Annotated in this window: 17 protein-coding genes and 1 riboswitch; of the genes, 14 read left to right on the top strand and 3 right to left on the bottom strand. The window is 38.3% G+C overall.

Translation table 11 applies throughout. The annotated features are described in order from the left end of the window. The first annotated feature begins 7 nt into the window (after positions 1 to 7). Positions 8 to 871 carry a DUF421 domain-containing protein gene (locus N0O92_RS07525; RefSeq protein ID WP_315614053.1) on the top strand — a complete coding sequence of 288 codons (864 nt, stop codon included), beginning with the start codon at positions 8 to 10 and terminating at the stop codon, positions 869 to 871. Here the strand turns inward: N0O92_RS07525 and N0O92_RS07520 are convergent. Further along, positions 868 to 1,584 carry a DUF421 domain-containing protein gene (locus tag N0O92_RS07520; protein WP_315614052.1) on the bottom strand — a complete coding sequence of 239 codons (717 nt, stop codon included), beginning with the start codon at positions 1,582 to 1,584 and terminating at the stop codon, positions 868 to 870. The two genes, N0O92_RS07525 and N0O92_RS07520, sit on opposite strands and share 4 nt — an antisense overlap. A gap of 201 nt (positions 1,585 to 1,785) precedes the next feature. Here N0O92_RS07520 and N0O92_RS07515 point away from each other — a divergent pair, with 201 nt between their 5' ends. From N0O92_RS07515 to N0O92_RS07465, 11 genes are all read left to right on the top strand, one after another. After that, a complete protein-coding gene (locus N0O92_RS07515; protein ID WP_315614051.1) occupies positions 1,786 to 2,934 on the top strand; it encodes a D-alanyl-D-alanine carboxypeptidase family protein in 1,149 nt (382 codons plus the stop codon). Next, a complete protein-coding gene (locus tag N0O92_RS07510) occupies positions 2,927 to 3,520 on the top strand; it encodes a nucleoside recognition domain-containing protein (protein WP_315614050.1) in 594 nt (197 codons plus the stop codon). Before N0O92_RS07515 ends, N0O92_RS07510 begins: the two co-directional genes overlap by 8 nt. Continuing rightward, positions 3,521 to 4,054: a spore maturation protein gene (locus tag N0O92_RS07505; protein ID WP_315614049.1), complete on the top strand. Its 534-nt coding sequence runs from the start codon at positions 3,521 to 3,523 to the stop codon at positions 4,052 to 4,054. Positions 4,055 to 4,278: 224 nt separating this feature from the next. Further along, positions 4,279 to 5,553, top strand: coding sequence for a voltage-gated chloride channel family protein (locus tag N0O92_RS07500; protein WP_315614048.1), 1,275 nt, complete (start codon positions 4,279 to 4,281; stop codon positions 5,551 to 5,553). Positions 5,554 to 5,728: 175 nt separating this feature from the next. Further along, positions 5,729 to 7,144, top strand: coding sequence for an NAD-dependent succinate-semialdehyde dehydrogenase (locus N0O92_RS07495; RefSeq protein WP_315614047.1), 1,416 nt, complete (start codon positions 5,729 to 5,731; stop codon positions 7,142 to 7,144). Positions 7,145 to 7,285: 141 nt separating this feature from the next. Continuing rightward, complete coding sequence (locus tag N0O92_RS07490; protein WP_315614046.1) at positions 7,286 to 8,014, top strand: pseudouridine synthase; 729 nt, start codon at positions 7,286 to 7,288, stop codon at positions 8,012 to 8,014. 82 nt (positions 8,015 to 8,096) lie between these two features. After that, complete coding sequence (resA, locus tag N0O92_RS07485) at positions 8,097 to 8,624, top strand: thiol-disulfide oxidoreductase ResA (protein ID WP_315614045.1); 528 nt, start codon at positions 8,097 to 8,099, stop codon at positions 8,622 to 8,624. Between the two features lie 16 nt (positions 8,625 to 8,640). Beyond that, positions 8,641 to 10,278, top strand: a complete 1,638-nt coding sequence (resB, locus tag N0O92_RS07480) for a cytochrome c biogenesis protein ResB (protein ID WP_315614044.1) — start codon at positions 8,641 to 8,643, stop codon at positions 10,276 to 10,278. Between the two features lie 64 nt (positions 10,279 to 10,342). Next, positions 10,343 to 11,533 carry a c-type cytochrome biogenesis protein CcsB gene (ccsB, locus tag N0O92_RS07475; RefSeq protein ID WP_315614043.1) on the top strand — a complete coding sequence of 397 codons (1,191 nt, stop codon included), beginning with the start codon at positions 10,343 to 10,345 and terminating at the stop codon, positions 11,531 to 11,533. Between the two features lie 162 nt (positions 11,534 to 11,695). Then, complete coding sequence (locus tag N0O92_RS07470) at positions 11,696 to 12,409, top strand: response regulator (RefSeq protein WP_315614042.1); 714 nt, start codon at positions 11,696 to 11,698, stop codon at positions 12,407 to 12,409. A 3-nt stretch (positions 12,410 to 12,412) separates the two neighbouring features. Beyond that, positions 12,413 to 14,194 carry an ATP-binding protein gene (locus N0O92_RS07465; RefSeq protein ID WP_315614041.1) on the top strand — a complete coding sequence of 594 codons (1,782 nt, stop codon included), beginning with the start codon at positions 12,413 to 12,415 and terminating at the stop codon, positions 14,192 to 14,194. A gap of 80 nt (positions 14,195 to 14,274) precedes the next feature. Here the strand turns inward: N0O92_RS07465 and N0O92_RS07460 are convergent, their stop codons facing one another. Both N0O92_RS07460 and metE read right to left on the bottom strand, forming a co-directional pair. After that, the gene (locus N0O92_RS07460; RefSeq protein ID WP_315614040.1) at positions 14,275 to 14,448 is read right to left on the bottom strand and encodes a hypothetical protein; all 174 of its coding nucleotides are present in this window, start codon (positions 14,446 to 14,448) and stop codon (positions 14,275 to 14,277) included. Between the two features lie 96 nt (positions 14,449 to 14,544). Next, positions 14,545 to 16,827 (bottom strand): 5-methyltetrahydropteroyltriglutamate--homocysteine S-methyltransferase, encoded by a 2,283-nt coding sequence (gene metE, locus N0O92_RS07455; protein WP_315614039.1) that lies wholly within the window; start codon positions 16,825 to 16,827, stop codon positions 14,545 to 14,547. A gap of 130 nt (positions 16,828 to 16,957) precedes the next feature. Further along, positions 16,958 to 17,144: riboswitch (cobalamin riboswitch) on the bottom strand. A gap of 235 nt (positions 17,145 to 17,379) precedes the next feature. Between metE and N0O92_RS07450 the strand changes: the two genes are divergently transcribed. Continuing rightward, positions 17,380 to 17,967, top strand: a complete 588-nt coding sequence (locus N0O92_RS07450) for a cob(I)yrinic acid a,c-diamide adenosyltransferase (RefSeq protein WP_315614038.1) — start codon at positions 17,380 to 17,382, stop codon at positions 17,965 to 17,967. 132 nt (positions 17,968 to 18,099) lie between these two features. Beyond that, entirely contained in the window at positions 18,100 to 19,011 is a 912-nt protein-coding gene (locus tag N0O92_RS07445) for a VanW family protein (protein WP_315614037.1), read from the top strand. Positions 19,012 to 19,178: the final 167 nt, after the last annotated feature.

The raw sequence follows: 19,178 nt of genomic DNA, 5'->3' as shown, positions 1-19,178 counted from the left end.
GTTCTAAATGCCTGGATGGCTTGAGGTGGCAATACGGAGTTTTGTTGGTTTTCTATTATTAATTGCCATTGCAAGAATGTATGTAAGAAAACCAATTGGTGAAACATCACACTTAGAGTTTGGTCTGGTTGCCTCAATCGCTGTTATACTAGCAATCGGTTCCATCCAGTTAGCTATTCCTATCGGTCATCTATTAGTGGCCATTTTAGTTTGGGCTGGTGCTGCCATAGGTATTGCATATTTAAGTGTAATGAATGCCTCTTTCCGGTCTGTGATTTATGGAAAAGGCATTCCTATTATGAAGGATGGAAAAATACTTGAAGATAATATGAAAAAACAGCACTTAACGACAGACGAATTATTACGAAAACTTAGAGCCAAACAAGTGTTTCAGGTTGCTGATGTTGAATTTGCCGTATTAGAGGGTAATGGTGAATTGAATGTACTTGTAAAAAAAGAGCAACAACCTATAACAGCAAAAATGCTGAATCATCAAGTTGCACCTATTAAAGAACCTGAAACTGTTATTATGGATGGGAAAATTTTAACAGAGCCTTTAGCAACTAGAGGACTAAATCAAGAATGGTTAAAAACAGAGCTTGAAAAGAAGAATGCCATTTTAGAAAATGTATTTATGGCACAAATTGATGAGTACGGTCAACTAACCATTGATTTATTTAATGATAAAATGCAAGTTCCCAAATCAACGGAGTTGCCTATGCTCGAAGCTAATATAAAAAGTGTAATTGCCAGTTTGGAAACATTTAGTTTAGATACAGAAAATCCTCAAGCAAAACAAAGGTACAAATGGTGTGTAGAACAGATGAAAAAAGTACACGATGATGTGTCACCTTTTACCAAAGGTAACTAGTGTTGAATTTTTTGATACGTTTCATCTCTTCTTGTAAAAGCTAAATGAAGTTGCCCCTCGTCATTCATTGTGCAAAGGAATATAGTTTCGATACGAATAATCCCTTCGTTTTGCAAACGTTCACGAAGGGATTTTGCTGTTACGTTTAGCTCTTTTAATATTTCCTCTTGAATCATACCTTGGATAATAACAGGATAGGACATACCACTGGCTTTTTGGTCCAATCCGAAATCTTCGATCGTAGGAGAAGATTTTTCAGGCCTCTTTTTTACCGTTAATTCTCCGTTTGCTTCAACGACAGCAATTTTCACTTCAGCGATATCAAAAATATCTTTTTGACGAAGCATCTGAAGGATGTTGTCAACAGAGTATTGGATTGACTCTAGATTATCCACTAACATTTTACCTTCCTTGACAACAACAATAGGTTCAAACGTTATCATTTTGCCAAACTTGCGTTTCTTAAAAGTGGCTTTTGCAACAGCTTTTTGGAAGAAAGCAATGGATACAATAGCAAAAGCTGTATGAATATGATCTACAGATGGATCAGCAAGGTCTGCACCGGTCACGTTAGCTAGCGTGACAAAGATTAAAAAATCAAATATTGGGACTTGGCCAATCGATCTCTTTCCCATATATAACGTCATAATTAGTAACAGAGGGAAAAGGGTAACAATCCGTCCTAATACCGTTATTAACTCTAAAATCATCATGCAACGTCCTCTCTTAGTCAAATCTTCGAGTTATTCTTTCCTATTTTTTCAAAGATAAACGGATTCTTCTGTCAATTGAGTACGTTCCTGTCATATCATTGGTTGTCCTGCATAGACTTGGCTAATAAGAGAATGAAAAAGACAGGCACTAAAGTGTCGCATCAAGAGATCACATTATAAAGACAGGACGGGGATCTGAAAATGGGAAAAAAACTTGGACTTATTTTGATCACTGCATTACTAATGATTCCGATGTTGCCAATGAACACACTTGCAGAGCAACGAAATTTCTCTGTTTCTGCGCAAGCCGCTGTCCTCATTGAGCAGGAATCAGGTCGAGTTTTATACGGGAAAAACGAACATACGCCATTAAGAATAGCAAGTATTACAAAAATCATGACTGCTATTCTAGCGATTGAATCAGGAAAGATGGATGAAACCGTAACGGTCACCACTAGAGCAGAAGGGACTGAAGGTTCATCAATTTATTTGCGTGCAGGAGAAAAAATCAAATTAAAAGATCTTGTCTATGGGCTAATGCTCCGCAGTGGCAATGATTCTGCCGTAGCTATTGCAGAACATGTAGGAGGAAGTCTTGAGGGATTTGTCTATATGATGAACGAAAAAGCTGAGCAAATCGGTATGGTTAATACGATGTTTCAAAACCCACATGGATTAGATGATCATGAAGATCATTTTTCAAGTGCTTATGATATGGCCATACTCACGCAACATGCAATGGATAACGAAATGTATCGTGAAATTGCTTCGACGAAAAGCTACCGTTCAGAGGGCGAACAAATTCGAGTTTGGCAAAATAAAAACCGATTACTAACAGAATTATACCGATATTCAACTGGTGGAAAAACAGGTTATACCAAACGTGCAAAACGGACTCTCGTATCTACAGCCACTAAAGAAGACGAGAATTTAATTGCTGTAACATTAAACGCCCCAAGCGATTGGCATGATCATATGAATTTATTTAATTGGGCATTTGATACGTATGACGTAGAATTATTATTGGAACAAGGCATGATCAAAGACATTGAAGATGAATTTTATAAAGATCAAGTGTATGCCCCTTATTCATTTCATTATCCATTAACGCAGTCTGAACAAGGTGGGTTGTCAAAAGAAATTACATTATATAAACCACCTACTGATGAGAGGAAAGTGGAGTATATACCTCCACAGCCAGTAGGGAAGATTGAATGGTTTATTAATAATGAAGTTATTGGGCAAGTTCCGCTGCTTTATGACCCGCCAGAAATAGAAGAGAAACAAGGATTTTGGTCTCGCTTTCTTGACCTTTTCTCTTTCACTATTGGGGTGAGTAACGTTGATTAATAAAATTTGGGTGGCCATGCTTGTTATTGGAATTGCTTTTGGTGCAGCAAATGGACGTATGGAAGAAGTGAACGAAGCTATCTTTGCAGGGGCTAAGGATGCTGTTACTATTTGTCTAGGCTTGATTAGCATCCTTGTCTTCTGGCTTGGGTTAATGAGAATTGCTCAAGAAGGAGGACTTTTAAAGGCTTTGGCAAAATTAATGCGCCCAATCGCTACAAGAATATTCCCGGAAGTGCCACCTAATCATCCTGCAATGGGGTATATATTATCTAACATGACGGCAAACCTCTTTGGACTAGGAAATGCAGCAACACCAATGGGAATTAAGGCGATGCAGCAACTGAAAGACTTAAATGGTGGACGAGATTCTGCGAGTCGTTCAATGATTACGTTGCTTGCTATAAATACAGCTAGTATTACCCTAATTCCAACTACTGTTATTTCAATACGGATGAGTTATGGTTCTGTCTCACCTACTGAGATTGTTGGGACGACCTTAGTGGCTACAACATGTTCTACTATTGGTGCATTATTAATAGATAGGTATTTTTACTTTAGACGGGTGAGGAAGGGGCGTGTCTAGATGGAATGGATTACGGTCATTTCCATTTGGTTTATTCCTGCCTTAATCGCGTTTGTTCTTATGTATGGAACGTACAAGCAGGTACCGACTTATGAAACGTTTGTAGAAGGAGCAAAAGAGGGGTTTGACATGGCAATTTCTATCATCCCCTATCTAGTAGGGATGTTGGTTGCCATTTCTGTTTTTCGCGCTTCTGGTGCTATGGACTTTATTATTGAATTAATGAAACCAGCCTTGCAAGCAATTGGTGTCCCTTCAGAGATTGTCCCACTTGCGATGATTCGTCCGATTTCAGGAACGGGTGCTTTAGGTATGACATCGGACCTAATTGCAACTTACGGGCCAGACTCTTTCATAGGTAGGCTTGCCTCGACGATGCAAGGCAGTACAGATACAACTTTTTATGTATTAACAGTTTATTTTGGAGCAGTTGGGATTAAGAAAATGGGCGATGCTCTTAAAGTTGGTTTATTAGCGGACATTGTGGGAGTGATTGCTTCTATACTTGTTGTAACATATGTATTTGGAATGTAAACCTATTACGGAATGAAAATAAAAAGATGCTTTGCTTCTTAAATTAAAGAAGTGAAGCATCTTTTTTTATAAAAAAATTGGATCGATTTCTCAAGATTATCAAAATATAAGAGAATGAACTGAATTGAATAAAGCAAACCATCTTTTTTACGGAAAGTGAAGAAGAACAAACATAAAAAGCTCCATCGATCTATTTATAATGAGGGAGGGAAGGAATAAATTTAATGAATAATTTCAAACGATTTAAAACTCTTACTATCTGGATTTTTTCTGCGTGTCTTATTGGAGCTATAGTAGGAACAACTACAGCTGTTTTATTAAAGACGAATGATTTTTTAGGAAACACTCGAGAAAATCATTCTTGGTTCATTTACTTTTTGCCTCTTGCGGGAATTTTGCTAGGATCGCTATATATGCAGCTCGGCAAAAATACGGGCAATGATTTATACAAAGGGAACAACCTTGTTATAGAGGGAGTCCATGCTAAATCAAAAATGGTAAAGAGGCTAGGGCCTTTGGTCTATCTAGGGACATTTTTGACTGTTTTATTTGGGGGGTCTACAGGAAGAGAAGGGGCTGCCATTCAAATGGGAGGAAGTGTGGCTGAAGCTGTTAATCAATGGTTTAAGGTCAATATAGTCGACACGAAAATTTTGCTAATGAGCGGGATTAGTGCTGGATTTGGTGCGGCATTTGGAACACCAATTACAGGAGCTGTGTTTGGAATGGAAATGACCGCAGTAGGCAAAATGAAATATGAGGCATTTATCCCTTGTCTAGTATCAAGTTTTATTGGTCATTACATAGCCGAAAAAACATGGGGTGTAGAGCATGAGACGTTTGTTATTCAATCCGTACCAGAATTGTCAATTCTTACATTCGGAAAAGTCATTATTTTGGCCTGTATATTTGGTCTAGTGAGCCTTTTTTATTGTCAATTAAGGCATGGAATACAAAAAATATCTGAAAAATACACAAAGAAAAATCACCGTCTCAGAGCTTTTATTGGTGGCGTAATTATAGTATTTCTTACGATCCTTCTAGGGACAACGGATTATAATGGGCGTGGGTTAGATATGTTAGGGCAATCTTTTGTTGAGGAGGTACCGCCGTTTGCTTTTCTAGCTAAACTTATTTTCACAGCCGTGACTCTTGGTACCGGTTTTGTTGGTGGAGAAGCAATTCCTTTATTTTTTATGGGGGCGACACTTGGGAACTCGTTGTATGGGCTCATTGATCTACCTTTGTCTTTTTTAGCTGGAATTGGAATGGTTGCTGCCTTTACAGGTGGGGCAAATACCCCAATCGCTGGGTTTTTATTAGCGGTTGAAATGTTTGATGGCGCAGGGATAGAATACTTCTTTGTTGCTTGTCTTTTAAGTTATATTATTTCAGGAACTCACGGACTTTGGCCTTCACAAACCGTTTATGAGCCAAAAAGCAGGTTGTATGGTATGCAGCGTGGCCAATCAATTAAAAAAGTAGAACAAACGAAATAAGATACAATTGATAAATACCCAACCAAAAAAGCGATCACTTTTGGCATCGTTTTTTTTGGTTGTATTCCGAAAAAGCATCCGTGGTTAAGAGGTTTTCTTGATTTGTCTACTAATCTATGGTAAATAAAGGTATAGGCACGAACGAAAATCATCATTGCTAGGGAGGGAAAGTACTATGAGCACTTGGAAGCTATTAATTGATGGAGAATGGATTACACTTAATGAACAAATCGATGTGATAAATCCATCAACAGGTGAATTAGTTGGGCAAGTTCCAAAGGGAGGAACAAAAGAGGCAACTCGTGCAGTTGAAGCAGCTTATAAAGCGTTCCCAACATGGTCTCGTTTAACAGCGAATGAACGAAGCCAATTTCTTATGAAATGGCATGAATTGATTCAACAGGAAGCAGAACAAATTGCAAAATTGATGACAGCTGAACAAGGCAAGCCATTAAAAGAAGCACTTGGTGAAGTAGCCTATGCCAATAGTTTTCTTTCTTGGTATGCTGAAGAAGGAAAGCGCATTTATGGGGAGACGATTCCAGCATCTGTTCCAAATAAACGACTCTTTGTTCATAGACAACCAGTTGGGGTCATTGCTGCCATTACCCCGTGGAATTTCCCTGCTGCTATGATAACAAGAAAAATAGGACCGGCATTAGCTTCTGGATGTACAGCGGTCATTAAACCCGCTGAACAAACGCCATTAACTGCTCTTTATTTAGCTAAGCTTGCTGAAAAAGCAGGAATTCCAGCTGGTGTCATTAATGTGGTAACCGGCGATCCGAAAGAAATTGGCGAGGCATGGATGAGCGATGAACGCGTAAGGAAAGTAACCTTCACTGGTTCTACTGAAGTTGGGAAGTTGCTTATGAGGCAGGCAGCGGATACCGTTAAAAAACTTTCATTAGAGTTAGGAGGTCATGCTCCTTTTATTGTGATGAAAGATGCAAACTTAGAATTAGCTGCAGACGGTGCGATTGCTTCAAAATTCCGGAATGCTGGTCAAACATGCGTTTGCGCAAATCGAATCTATGTACATCAAGATGTAATGGAGCCCTTTTTACAAGTTTTCACGGAAAAAGTGAATAGGTTAGTAGTGGGGGATGGGTTAGAAGCGGGTACTGACATCGGACCGTTAATTAATGAAGAAGCCATTGCTAAAGTGAGAAAACAAGTCCATGATGCAAAAGAGAAAGGCGCAGATGTTTTGGTTGGTGGAGAGGTCATATCTGGATTGTTCTATCAACCTACAATTGTTGCTAATGCAACAGATGAAATGACTTGTATGAACGAAGAGACGTTTGGGCCAGTTGCACCTGTATCTTCTTTTGATTCAATAGATGAGGTGATCAAACGAGCGAATGATTCTCGTTTTGGTTTGGCTGCTTATGTATATACTGAAAATCTTTCGAATGCAATTCGGGTGAGTGAAGAATTGCAGTACGGTATTGTTGGGATTAATGATGCAATTCCAGCTGTCGCACAGGCTCCTTTTGGTGGATTTAAGGAAAGTGGCTTAGGACGTGAAGGTGGACATCATGGAATCGAAGAATTTCTCGAAACGAAGTATATTTCGTTAGGAATATAATTATAATGAAATAATACAAAAAAACGCTATGGGGGGGAATGGCTTTCCTGTAGCGTTTTTTTCGGCTATATAGGAGAGTAGCATCGCTTTTGCTTGAGAATTCATTATCGGAAGAGTATGATGGTACATGAGGTGAACGAGATGGAACGGTTACAGAAAGTAATTGCCCAAGCCGGGATAACATCCCGACGGAAAGCAGAACAATTAATTGTAGATGGAAAAGTAAGAGTAAATGGAAAGGTAGTACGTGAACTTGGAGTGAAAGTCACTCCAAACAAAGATGAAATTGAAGTAGAAGGTGTACCAATTGACCGTGAAGAACCGGTTTATTACCTTCTTTATAAGCCAAGTGGCGTGATCTCAAGTGTAAAAGATGAAAAAGGTCGTAAAACAGTTACTGATTTTTTAGAAATTGAGCAAAGAGTGTTTCCAGTCGGACGACTTGATTACGATACATCTGGATTGATTTTGCTAACAAACGATGGGGAATTTGCTAATATGCTTATGCATCCTAAATTTAAGATGGAGAAGGTGTATGTAGCAAAAGTAAAAGGTATTCCTTCTCGAGAAAAATTAAAAGAATTACAAAATGGGGTAAAACTAGAAGACGGCAAGACGGCTCCAGCAAAAGTAAAGCTGATGTCAATTGATAAGAAGAAGCAAACCGCGATCGTACGTCTAACGATTCATGAAGGTCGTAACCGACAAGTACGTCGAATGTTTGATGCAATTGAACATCCAGTTATGAAATTGAAACGTGAACAATATAGTTTCCTTCATTTAAGAGGTATGAACCCAGGAGAGGTTCGGCCATTAAAGCCAATTGAAGTGAAACATTTGCGTGAATTAGCTGTCACGAAACCGTCATAAAGCCCCCATAGTTACTTATTGTTTCTAACGTTATAATAGAGAAAATAGCGTATGTGCTTTACTGTGGAAGGGGGATTATTTGTTGAAACAAAAAAGGCTCATTATGAGAACGAGTATTTTAGCTATTATTACGCTAGCTCTTGCCTATACGTTCTACTCCAACTTTATGGCTGATCGAAGCGTAGCAAAAGCTGGAGACCTATCTGTTAATTTTGTGTTACAAGACTTAGAGGGCGAACGTATTGAATTAGAGGAATATAAAGGAAAAGGTGTTTTCTTGAATTTTTGGGGAACATACTGTCCACCATGTGTAAAAGAAATGCCGATTATGGAAGAGTTATACGAGGAATATAAGGAAAAAGGCGTTGAAATTATTGCAGTAAATGCAAATGAGCCTAAGTTAACGGTCGAGCGTTTCGCTAACCGTCATGGTTTGACATTCCCGATCGCGATTGATAATGGTCTAAATGTAATTGAGGCTTATGGAATTAGACCATTACCGACAACGATATTAATTGATGAACATGGAGTTATTGTACGAGTGTTCACAGGTGGCATGACGGAACAGATGGTAAGAGACTTCATGGAAGAGATAAAGCCTGGAACATAGATTGAGGTGTGGGGAAATGAGTAAACTTACGTGTGAGTGTGGACACGAAAACCCACGTGGGACCATTGTTTGTGAATCATGTGGGAAACCGGTTGGAAGCAACGAAAGTCAAGAAAAGCTGCTAGACATGAAATACGAAGGGGTGGCTAGGCGATCTCAAACGTATACGACCACTTTTGTAGATAAGGTATGGATGTTTTTTTCATCTGTAAAAGTAGGGATATGGATCATCGTTGTGACGCTGTTGGCATCTTCGATTGGGACCATCTATCCACAAGAAATGTACATACCACCTAATGTTAGGCCAACTGAATATTATGCTGATGAATATGGGTTAGCTGGTCAGTTGTATTATCAATTAGGTTTTCATAATTTGTATAGTTCTTGGTGGTACATGCTATTAATTGCCAGTCTAGGTATATCGATTTTTATTGCTAGTGTTGATCGATTTTTTCCTTTGTATCGAGCGTTAAAAACACAACGTGTGACGAAGCATGCTAATTTCTTAAAAAGGCAACGTGTCTTCGGAACGTCCGAAGTGGAAGACATCGATCAAACGTTTGACATTGTCAAAGAGAAACTTAAGGAGAAAAAGTATAACGTCTCAGAAGAGAACGGAAATCTGCTTGCAGAGAAAAATCGATTTGCTCGTTGGGGACCTTATGTCAATCATATTGGATTGATCGTATTTTTAATTGGCTGTATGCTACGCTATTTCCCTGGTATGTATGTCGATGAACATATGTGGATTCGAGAAGGAGAAACAGCCGTTGTTCCAAGTACAGGCGGACAATACCATATTGGAAATGAAGAATTTCTAGTAGAGCTTTATGACGAAGATGACGAAGTATTTGGTGAAGCTATGCAGCGTGCAGGCGGCCCTATTGTGAAAACGTATCAAACGGATGCTGTATTATATGAACGTGAAAATACTGGGGCTATCGGAACAGAGGGAGAGTTAGTCGAAATTGATCGTAAAAAAATTCGAGTGAATGATCCAATGAAATTCGATAATTTTGCTCTCTATCAAGTCGATTATAAACTTCATGAATTAAATTCAATGACGTTTACTCTTGAGGAAAAGGCAACAGGTGAAACGTTTGGAGAAATTAAAATTGATTTATTCGATCCGCAATCTGTGTACGATTTAGGAGATGGATATCGAATTGAAATTAGAGAGTATTTCCCTGATTTCGTCATGTCAAGTTCTAATGTTCCATCGACTCAATCCCAAATTCCAGACAATCCTGTCTTTATTTTTGACATGTACACGCCGGAAACGCCAGAAGGGGAAGTTAGTTTTGTTGGAATTCGGACCAACTTGGAACCGATGGGGGAAAATGATTACAAAATGACATTTGTTGATGTAGATACAAAACACGTGTCAGCTTTAATTGTTAGAAAAGATTACACATTACCTTTGCTAATAATTGGTGGAATTATTTTTATGATTGGTTTAGTACAAGGTTCTTATTGGGCACACCGCAGAATTTGGCTTCAACGGATTGATGGAAACGTCTGGATTGCTGGTCATACAAATAAAAATTATTTGGCCTTAAGGAAGGAAATTGATTTTTGTATAGCTGATACATCATTATCTTCTCCTAGCGATCAAGTGGAAGAAAATGAAAAGGGTAAACATAAAGAAAATTAGATTGTAAACAAATTGGGTAGTGGGAAGTTGGATTCCCTACCCTTTTTGTGAGGAGGGTATTTACGTGGCAGCACTTAGTGGAAATTTACTCTATATTGCCTTTTTCCTCTATCTTGGTGCGACTATTGCTTTTACTGTTTCAATTACAGGAAGGAAATGGCGTAACAAACAAGGGGAAATGAGTGGAAATAGATGGGGGACGTTCGGGTTCATTTTCTCGATCCTAGGTTCCTTATTTTCAATCGGCTATTTTGTGACTCGTTGGATTCATGCAGGACATGCTCCTGTTAGTAATATGTTTGAATATATGACGTTTCTTGGAATAGCAATTGGTTTTGCTTTTGTTATTATCTATGCGATTTATCGTTCAAATTATCTAGGGTTATTTACAATGCCGATTGTTATGCTAGTGATTGCGTATGCGTCGATGTTCCCAGGAGAAGTTGCTCCTTTAATTCCGGCATTGCAGAGTCACTGGTTAACGATTCATGTTATTACCGTTGCATTAGGACAAGGAATTTTAGCTATCGGGATGGCAGCAGGGCTCCTTTATTTGATTCGTACGTTAGATTTTACAAAAACAAACATTCAGACTCGAGCTCTTGAATTTGTCATGTACTGTCTATTATCTTTAGTCGGCTTTATTTTAATGGGGACAATTTTTAATGCATTAAACTATGAAGCAAGCTTCTCCTACATTAATGAAAATGGGCTAGAAGCAGAAATGACTTATAATCTCCCAGTTCTAGTTGGGCCCCATGAAGGCGAATTGTTAACAGAAGGTGTTATGGCACCGTTTGTTCATGCACCAGCCCTTATCGTGGCCAATGATTTAAATACAGTTATTTGGTCATTGATTTCTGGACTTGCACTATATTGGTTATTACGTCTTATCTTTAGAAAGCGGATTGGAGCAGCTATTCAGCCCATATTAAAAGGAGTTAGTCCTCAAGTTGTGGATGAAGTAAGCTATCGTGCGATTGCCATTGGATTTCCAGTCTTTACGCTTGGTGGTTTAATCTTTGCGATGATTTGGGCACAAATTGCTTGGACTCGCTTCTGGGGATGGGATCCAAAAGAAGTGTGGGCGTTGATTACATTCTTATACTATGCAGCTTATTTACATTTACGACTATCAAAAGGCTGGCATGGAGAGAAATCTGCTTGGTTGTGTGTAGGGGGTTTTGCCATTATTATGTTTAACTTAGTGTTTGTAAATCTTGTTATCGCTGGTTTACATTCTTATGCACTTTAGAAGTGGCTTACGCATGATATAAAGAACTACACCGCAGTAAGAAGCCTACTGGAAAAGGAGGAATTCCTTTTTCGGTAGGCTTCTGCTAAATATGAGAGTTTTCTATCTGTTCATGATTCATGGTAAAATACATATATGTGGTTGATTCGAGGAGGAAATAAAATGGAAAAAGAAGCGCGTATATTAATAGTAGATGATGAGGATCGAATCCGTAGATTGTTAAAAATGTATTTAGAACGAGAAAATTATGAAGTCGAAGAAGCTGAAAACGGTGAACAAGCTCTGCAAATGGCGCTAGATGCTGAATATGACTTAATTCTATTGGATATTATGATGCCTGGTATGGATGGAATTGAAGTTTGTCAGGAGCTAAGAAAGACTAAGGCTACTCCTGTTATGATGCTAACCGCAAAAGGAGAGGAAGCAAACCGAGTTCAAGGCTTTGAAGTAGGAACAGATGATTATATCGTTAAGCCATTTAGCCCACGGGAAGTGATCTTACGCGTTAAGGCTTTACTAAGACGTTCTTCATCAACAAAATTCTTGCAAACGGACACACAAGCAAAAGACGTCTTGGTATTTCAACATTTAATGATTGATAATGATGCCCACCGGGTAACGGTTTCAGATGAAGAAATTAGTTTAACTCCAAAAGAATATGAGTTGCTGCATTATTTAGCCCAATCTCCGGATAAGGTTTTCTCAAGAGAGCAGCTGCTAAAGGATGTTTGGAATTATGACTTCTTCGGTGATTTGCGAACAGTTGATACTCATATTAAACGTCTGCGTGAAAAGCTAAATAAGATATCACCTGAAGCTGCCTCCATGATTTCTACAGTTTGGGGGATTGGTTATAAATTTGAGGCTGTGAAATAAGCCATGTTTTGGCGTAGTGTTGTTGGGAAGCTTTGGTTTACGATTTTACTTTTAGTTTCTGCTGTTTTGAGTATTTTGATGGTCTTGTTATTACAGTCTTTTGAGAGATTTCATGTCAATGAAGCAGAATCTCAACTCGTCAATCACGCCACAATGATTGCCGCGATGTATGAGGGATATGAAAATGAGAACGATGCATTTTATACCATTCAGCAATATGGAGAGGCATTTGACACTCATATTATTATGCTTATTGAAGGGGAGAAAGCGTGGAGTACGGATGAGGCTGAAGACCACCAAGTTGCACTTGATACCTTTTTTACGGATGAAACGCTATCGCAAGTTTTTTCTGGAGAGAAAGTTGTCATGACAGAAGGAGATTTTCTCTTTATTGGAGATGGGGAAGAATTTCATTCAGAAATTATGATTGTTGGTGTTCCACTTTCTCCCGAACGGTTTGAAGATGGGGCAGTCTTTTTGTATCAGTCGTTGTCTGCCATTGAGGCTGCTTCTAATGAAACTCGTCAAATAATCTATTTTTCAGCAGGGATTGCAATCGTATTAACAACGATTTTTGCCTTTTTTCTGTCGAGTCGAATTACAGCTCCTTTACGTAAGATGAGACAAGTCGCGTTAGAAGTTGCTCAAGGAAAATTTAATACAAAAATTCCAATCCTCACTCATGATGAAATTGGACAATTAGCAATTGCTTTTAACCGAATGGGGAGAGAGTTAAACAATAATATCCATGCTTTAAATCAGGAAAAGGAACAACTCTCTCGTATTCTTGGCAGTATGGCAGATGGAGTCATAACGTTAAACAAAAAAGGGCGTGTGGTTTTAACGAATCCGCCTGCAGACCGTTTTATTCAATCTTGGTATTATGAGCAGGGGATGAAACAAGATTTACACGTTCAATTGCCTGTAGCGTTGCAAACGCTGTTCGAAAAAGTCGTTTTATTAGAAAAAGAGCAAGTAACCGAAGTGGAAATCCAAGGGAGAAGTTGGACGGTGCTCATGACCCCGCTTTATGATCCAAATGAAATAAGAGGAGCGGTAGCTGTTTTTCGTGATATGACGGAAGAGCGCAGGCATGATAAACTACGAAAAGACTTTATTGCTAACGTGTCTCATGAGTTGCGAACCCCTATATCGATGTTACAAGGATATAGTGAAGCGATCATTGATGATATCGTAGGTTCTGATGAAGAAAAGAAAGAAATCGCTAAAATTATCTATGATGAATCACTGCGAATGGGAAGGTTAGTAAATGAACTACTTGATATTGCTAGAATGGAAGCTGGGCACGTTGAGTTAAATTTAGAGCAAATAGAGGTACAATCATTTGCAGAACGAATTGTTAGAAAGTTTCATGGTCTTGCTCGCGAACAAGGAATTGAATTAACAATGGAGATGTCTAAAGAAGCACATTTAGACTGTGATCCAGATCGTATTGAACAAGTATTAACCAATTTGCTTCATAATGCCGTTCGTCATACAAGTGAGAAGGGCCACGTTAAGCTTCAAATTTATGACTATGAAGAAGGATGTAAGTTTGATGTCATCGATACAGGATCAGGAATTCCAGAACAAGATCTTCCTTACGTGTTTGAGCGTTTTTACAAAGCTGATAAGGCTAGGACAAGAGGCCGTGCAGGAACAGGACTTGGCCTAGCTATTGCCAAAAATATTGTTGAGGCCCATGAAGGAACGATTTCTGTTCATAGTAAAATGAACGAAGGAACAACCTTCTCCTTCTTTATTCCTAAAAAAGGAAATAAGTAATAAGGAAATCTGTCCCAAGTTTTATATGATTAGTTTGATATCATATATTGGGACAGATTTTTCGTTTTTAGTTTAGAGAGTTACTTGAAGAGTTTATGATAAATGGTAAGCCAACGTTCTTTCGTATCTTGATCTGTTAAAGAAAGATAATGAAGCAATGTCATTAAACTTTTTGCATCCATATTTTTGATAAAAGTCCGAATTACTTTCTCATCATACGTAGCTTGCAGGAAGTAGACAAGTTCATATCTCATGTAAGGAACTCCTTTGTTTGGAGAAAAAGGTTTCAGCTGTAAATGGATATCGTTTAATAGAAATACCTTATCCCGCTTTTAGTTTTTTTCATCAAACTATAGTGATTCACTTACTTGCTTTATATTCTGGCGAGCTTTTTTGGCAGCTTGAACCATAATGGATAGGGCGGCAACCGTTTCTTGCTCCCCGCGTGTTTTTAATCCACAATCGGGATTAACCCAAAAGAGATTTGCTGGCAATACGGATAAAGCTCGTTCAAGGACTGATGTGATTTCCTCTTCAGAAGGGACACGTGGACTATGAATATCATATACTCCAAGACCAATTCCTTTATCATAAACATTTGTTTCAAATGCCGAAATTAATTCAGCGTGGCTTCTAGATGTCTCAATAGAAATGACATCTGCGTCTAACGCTTTTATGGCATCAATAATCTCATTAAAATCGCTATAGCACATATGGGTATGAATTTGCGTTGTATCTGATACAGCTGACGTACTTCTTTTGAAAGCTTCGACTGCCCAATCTAAATAGTAGCTATGTTTTTTCTGTTTAAGTGGAAGTCCCTCGCGTAAAGCTGGCTCATCAACTTGAATCATGGTGATTCCTGAGTTTTCTAATGATTGAACTTCCTGAAGTAACGCTTCGGCAATTTGAAAAGCAACTTCTTTATGAGTAAGGTCATTACGGACAAAGGACCAATTTAAAATGGTAACAGGCCCCGTTAACATTCCTTTAACTGGTCGGTTTGTAAGTGATTGTGCATAGAGCGTTTCTTTTAAAGTGATTGGTTGATCGAAAGAGACATTTCCATAAATAATTGGAGGTTTTACGCAACGAGAACCGTACGACTGCACCCACCCATTTTGCGAGAATGCAAAACCTGTTAATTTCTCACCAAAAAACTCAACCATGTCATTTCGTTCAAATTCTCCATGTACTAGAACATCAATATCCAATTCCTCTTGTATACGAATCCACTTTTCAATGTTGCTTTTGATGTGTGCCTCATACGTATCGTTCGCTAATTCACCTTTTCTCCACTGAAAGCGCGCTTTTCGAATGTCCTTTGTTTGTGGAAAACTTCCAATAGTGGTTGTTGGTAGGAGAGGTAAGTTCCACTTTTTATTTTGAAGCTCATATCTTTCTTGAAATGGTTTTGTTCTCTCTGATGGAAGAATGGTTTCTTCTTTTTTCTTTCTCCATGTTGATTGCTCAAGTTTTTTAAGAGTAGAATCATAGCGCTCTAATACATTTTGTTTAGTGGGAGATGGATGGAGTAAGACATCTCGTAAAAGGCGCAATTCATCTAGCTTCTCATCACCAAAAGCCAAAGCATCTTTCACGATGGAATGTAGCTTGGATTCTCCTTTAACAGTAACCGGAACATGCAATAAACTAGAAGAAGGTTGGAGAATTTGATTAGTTAGCGGAACATACTTACTAAGCTGCGTTATAAGATCGTTCGTTTCTTGTAAACGATTCTTCCAAATGTTTCTTCCATCAATTACTCCTACAGCAAGAATCTTATCTTTAGGAAAGCCGAATTTTTTTATTGATTGAATGTTTTCTTCATAACCACTGACAAAATCAAGACCGATTGCTTTCACAGGTAAGTCAATTACCTGTTTATAGTGAGAAACTGCCTCAAAGTAAGTTTGTAACAAAATTTCAAGTTCGGGTACTTGCTTAGAGATCTCCTCATAAAAGTCATGAACGAGCTCCATTTCATCCGTTGTTATATCGGTAACGAGCGAAGGCTCATCAATCTGAACGAGAGTGGCGCCTGCTTGTGCGAGCTCAGATAACAATTGCGTATAAACTGGGATAAAACTTATTAATAAACTTCCAAACGATTCCGTATTATAACCTTTAGATAATTTCAAAAATGTAAAAGGTCCAAGGATAACAGGCTTTCCCGTAATGTTTAATTCGTTCTTTGCTTCTAAGAAAGCTTGAAGAGGACGATTCTCTAGTAAAACAGGCTTTTTATTTTCAATTTCAGGAACAATGTAATGGTAATTTGTATCGAACCACTTTGTCATTTCACAAGCATGCGTTCCTTGACTACCACGTGCCATTGCGAAGTAGGTAGCTAAAGGAACCGTCCCTCCATCATGTCCAAACCGTTTCGGAACAAAGCCAAACATACTAGCTGTATCAAGAACGTGATCATAATAGGAAAATTCCCCAACAGGAATAAGGTCCACATCTTTTTCTAGTTGCTTCTGAAGATGATGAAGTCGATATTTCTTCATTTGTTGTAAGAAAGTCTCTTCAGTAATAGTATGAGACCAATAGGCTTCAAGAGTTTTTTTCCATTCGCGGTTCTCTCCAATTCGAGAGTAGCCTAAATTACTAGTTTTTAATGAGTTCATTAATAGTTCCTCCAATAAAATATATATTTCACTACAAAAAAATGGATATCATTACCGAAAAAAGGGTAACGATATCCATAGATTAATCAATGCAATATTGTTAACACCTCCCTATCTCCCGTAGGTAAAAGCAGTGTTGTTAAAATAGGCAGGTCTCCTGGCTCTAGAATCAACGTGATCATGGTCTTCCCAGCGTTAGCCAGTGACATGTCATGATAACTTTTCTATTACAGTGGCGGGACCGCTTCGGATTTACACCGAATTCCCTTTTAAACTTTGAAGCTATCTTCAAAGTACCTATTTTCAACATATGAAATTGTTTTAAACTTTAGCTTAGTAGGAGGGAGGTTGTCAATAGTTTTTTTATATACTCCGTACAAACGATAGTGAAAAAGTGCATAAAGAGGTATTTGTCCATAAGTTAGAAAATCGATCATGGCTTATGACTGCATCAATCATATATAATATAGACCATACATAATTTGAAACTATCACGAGCACGAAAAAAAGATGTGTAACTACTTCTCGATATTTGAGATAAGGAGGAAGATTATGAAGTTATATACGCGAACGGGTGATGAGGGAAAAACAAGTGTAATAGGAGGAAGGCTAGATAAAGATGATACTCGGGTCATAGCGTACGGAACTACAGATGAATTAAACTCATTTATTGGGCAGGCCATTACGCAATTGGACGATGAAAATTTTTCTGATATAAAAATGGAGTTGACTAAAATTCAACATGAATTATTTGATTGTGGCGGAGATTTAGCGATGATTAAAGCTTCAGAGAAACATCCTTACAAGGCGAATCAAGCTATGATTGATTTCTTAGAAACGCGTATAGATGTTTATATTGAAGAAGCTCCTGAGTTAGAAAAATTCATATTACCAGGAGGAGCGGCTGCGGCTGCGACCCTTCACATTTGTCGTACGATTACAAGAAGGGCTGAACGATATGTGACTAGACTGCAACGAGAGGCTGAAATAAATACTATTGTACTAAAATACTTAAACCGGTTATCGGATTATTTCTTTGCAGTTGCTCGCGTCGTGAATGCTCGACTAAAGGTTGGAGATATAAAATATGAAAGGAGTGCGATTGTATTTAAGGGAGGAAAGCGGAAGAAAGAGAAATAAGTAGAAGCCACACTCTGATAAAGTGTGGTTTTTTCTTTAATTTAATTAAAAATCAGCGAATATACATGGAATGATTCACATGACCTCTCATATATTGGTAAATGTGTATGATGTATAGAGGGGGATAAATGAATGAAAAAAAGTTGGCTAGTTGTGCTATTATTACTTGCTGGATGTAGCAATGAAGTGTCTGCTGAAGGGCCTAAGCCTGTTGCCTCACATTCTTCTTATTTTCACACCGAATCTATGTGGAAGGCTCCTGTTTATTGGAAGATTAGCTTAAAAGATGAGTGGAATAACAATGTTCATGATGTCGTTTTGAATGACTATGGTTATAGGTCCTCTAGTTCTTTAGATGAAGAAGCGTTACAGCAACTAGCTAAGGACCTAGCCGCGCATATAGATACTCCTATGCAAAATCCCCGTATTCAATCAAATGGTGAAATTACTCCCGGCACTCCAAGAGTCATCCTTTCTGAGCAGGAACTCGTTGATCAGTTACAAAAGGTAGAAACAGGAACAAAGGATATGGTTATGCCTATTTATGTGACGGAACCAGCTGTTTCTGAAGAGGACGTAATAGGAATTGACAAAAGAAGCATTGGAGAATTCAAAACGTACTTTAATCCTAATGTTGCAGGTAGATCGCAAAATGTCAAATTATCCGCAGAAGCTATTTCTGGAATCGTGTTAGGACCTGGAGATACATTTTCTTTTAATCAAACGGTAGGAGAGCGAACAAGAGAAAGAGGATACGAAGAAGCAAAAGAGATTATAAATAAAGAATTTGTCATGGGGATTGGGGGAGGGATTTGTCAAACATCTTCAACACTCTTTAATGCCGTTGACAAAGCGGGTTTAGAAATGATTGAACGATATACACATTCAAGAGAAATAGGTTATGTTCCAGAAGGGAGAGATGCAACTGTATCATGGGGAGGACCGGATTTTCGATTTAAAAATCCCCATTCCTATCCTGTGCTCATTAAAACAGATGTAAATCTAAATCGAGGAGAAATTCTTGTTTCAGTTCATACACATTAGAGTTTCATGAGAAAAAGCTGGTCTCATTTTCTAATTGCCTCATTTTTCGAAAGAGGGTGTCCAAAGGGTAGCTACCTTTTTGGATACCTTTTTCGTGCATAAATGAAACATATCCATTTCATACTAAAAAACGACAATGTCTGGATTAAAACAGAAGGATGTGAGGG

This window comes from Alkalihalobacillus sp. MEB130, assembly GCF_032335535.1.
GTDB lineage: Bacteria > Bacillota > Bacilli > Bacillales > Bacillaceae_D > Halalkalibacter.
Note: the sequence above shows the minus strand (reverse complement) of the source record. Positions and strands in the feature narration are given on the sequence as shown.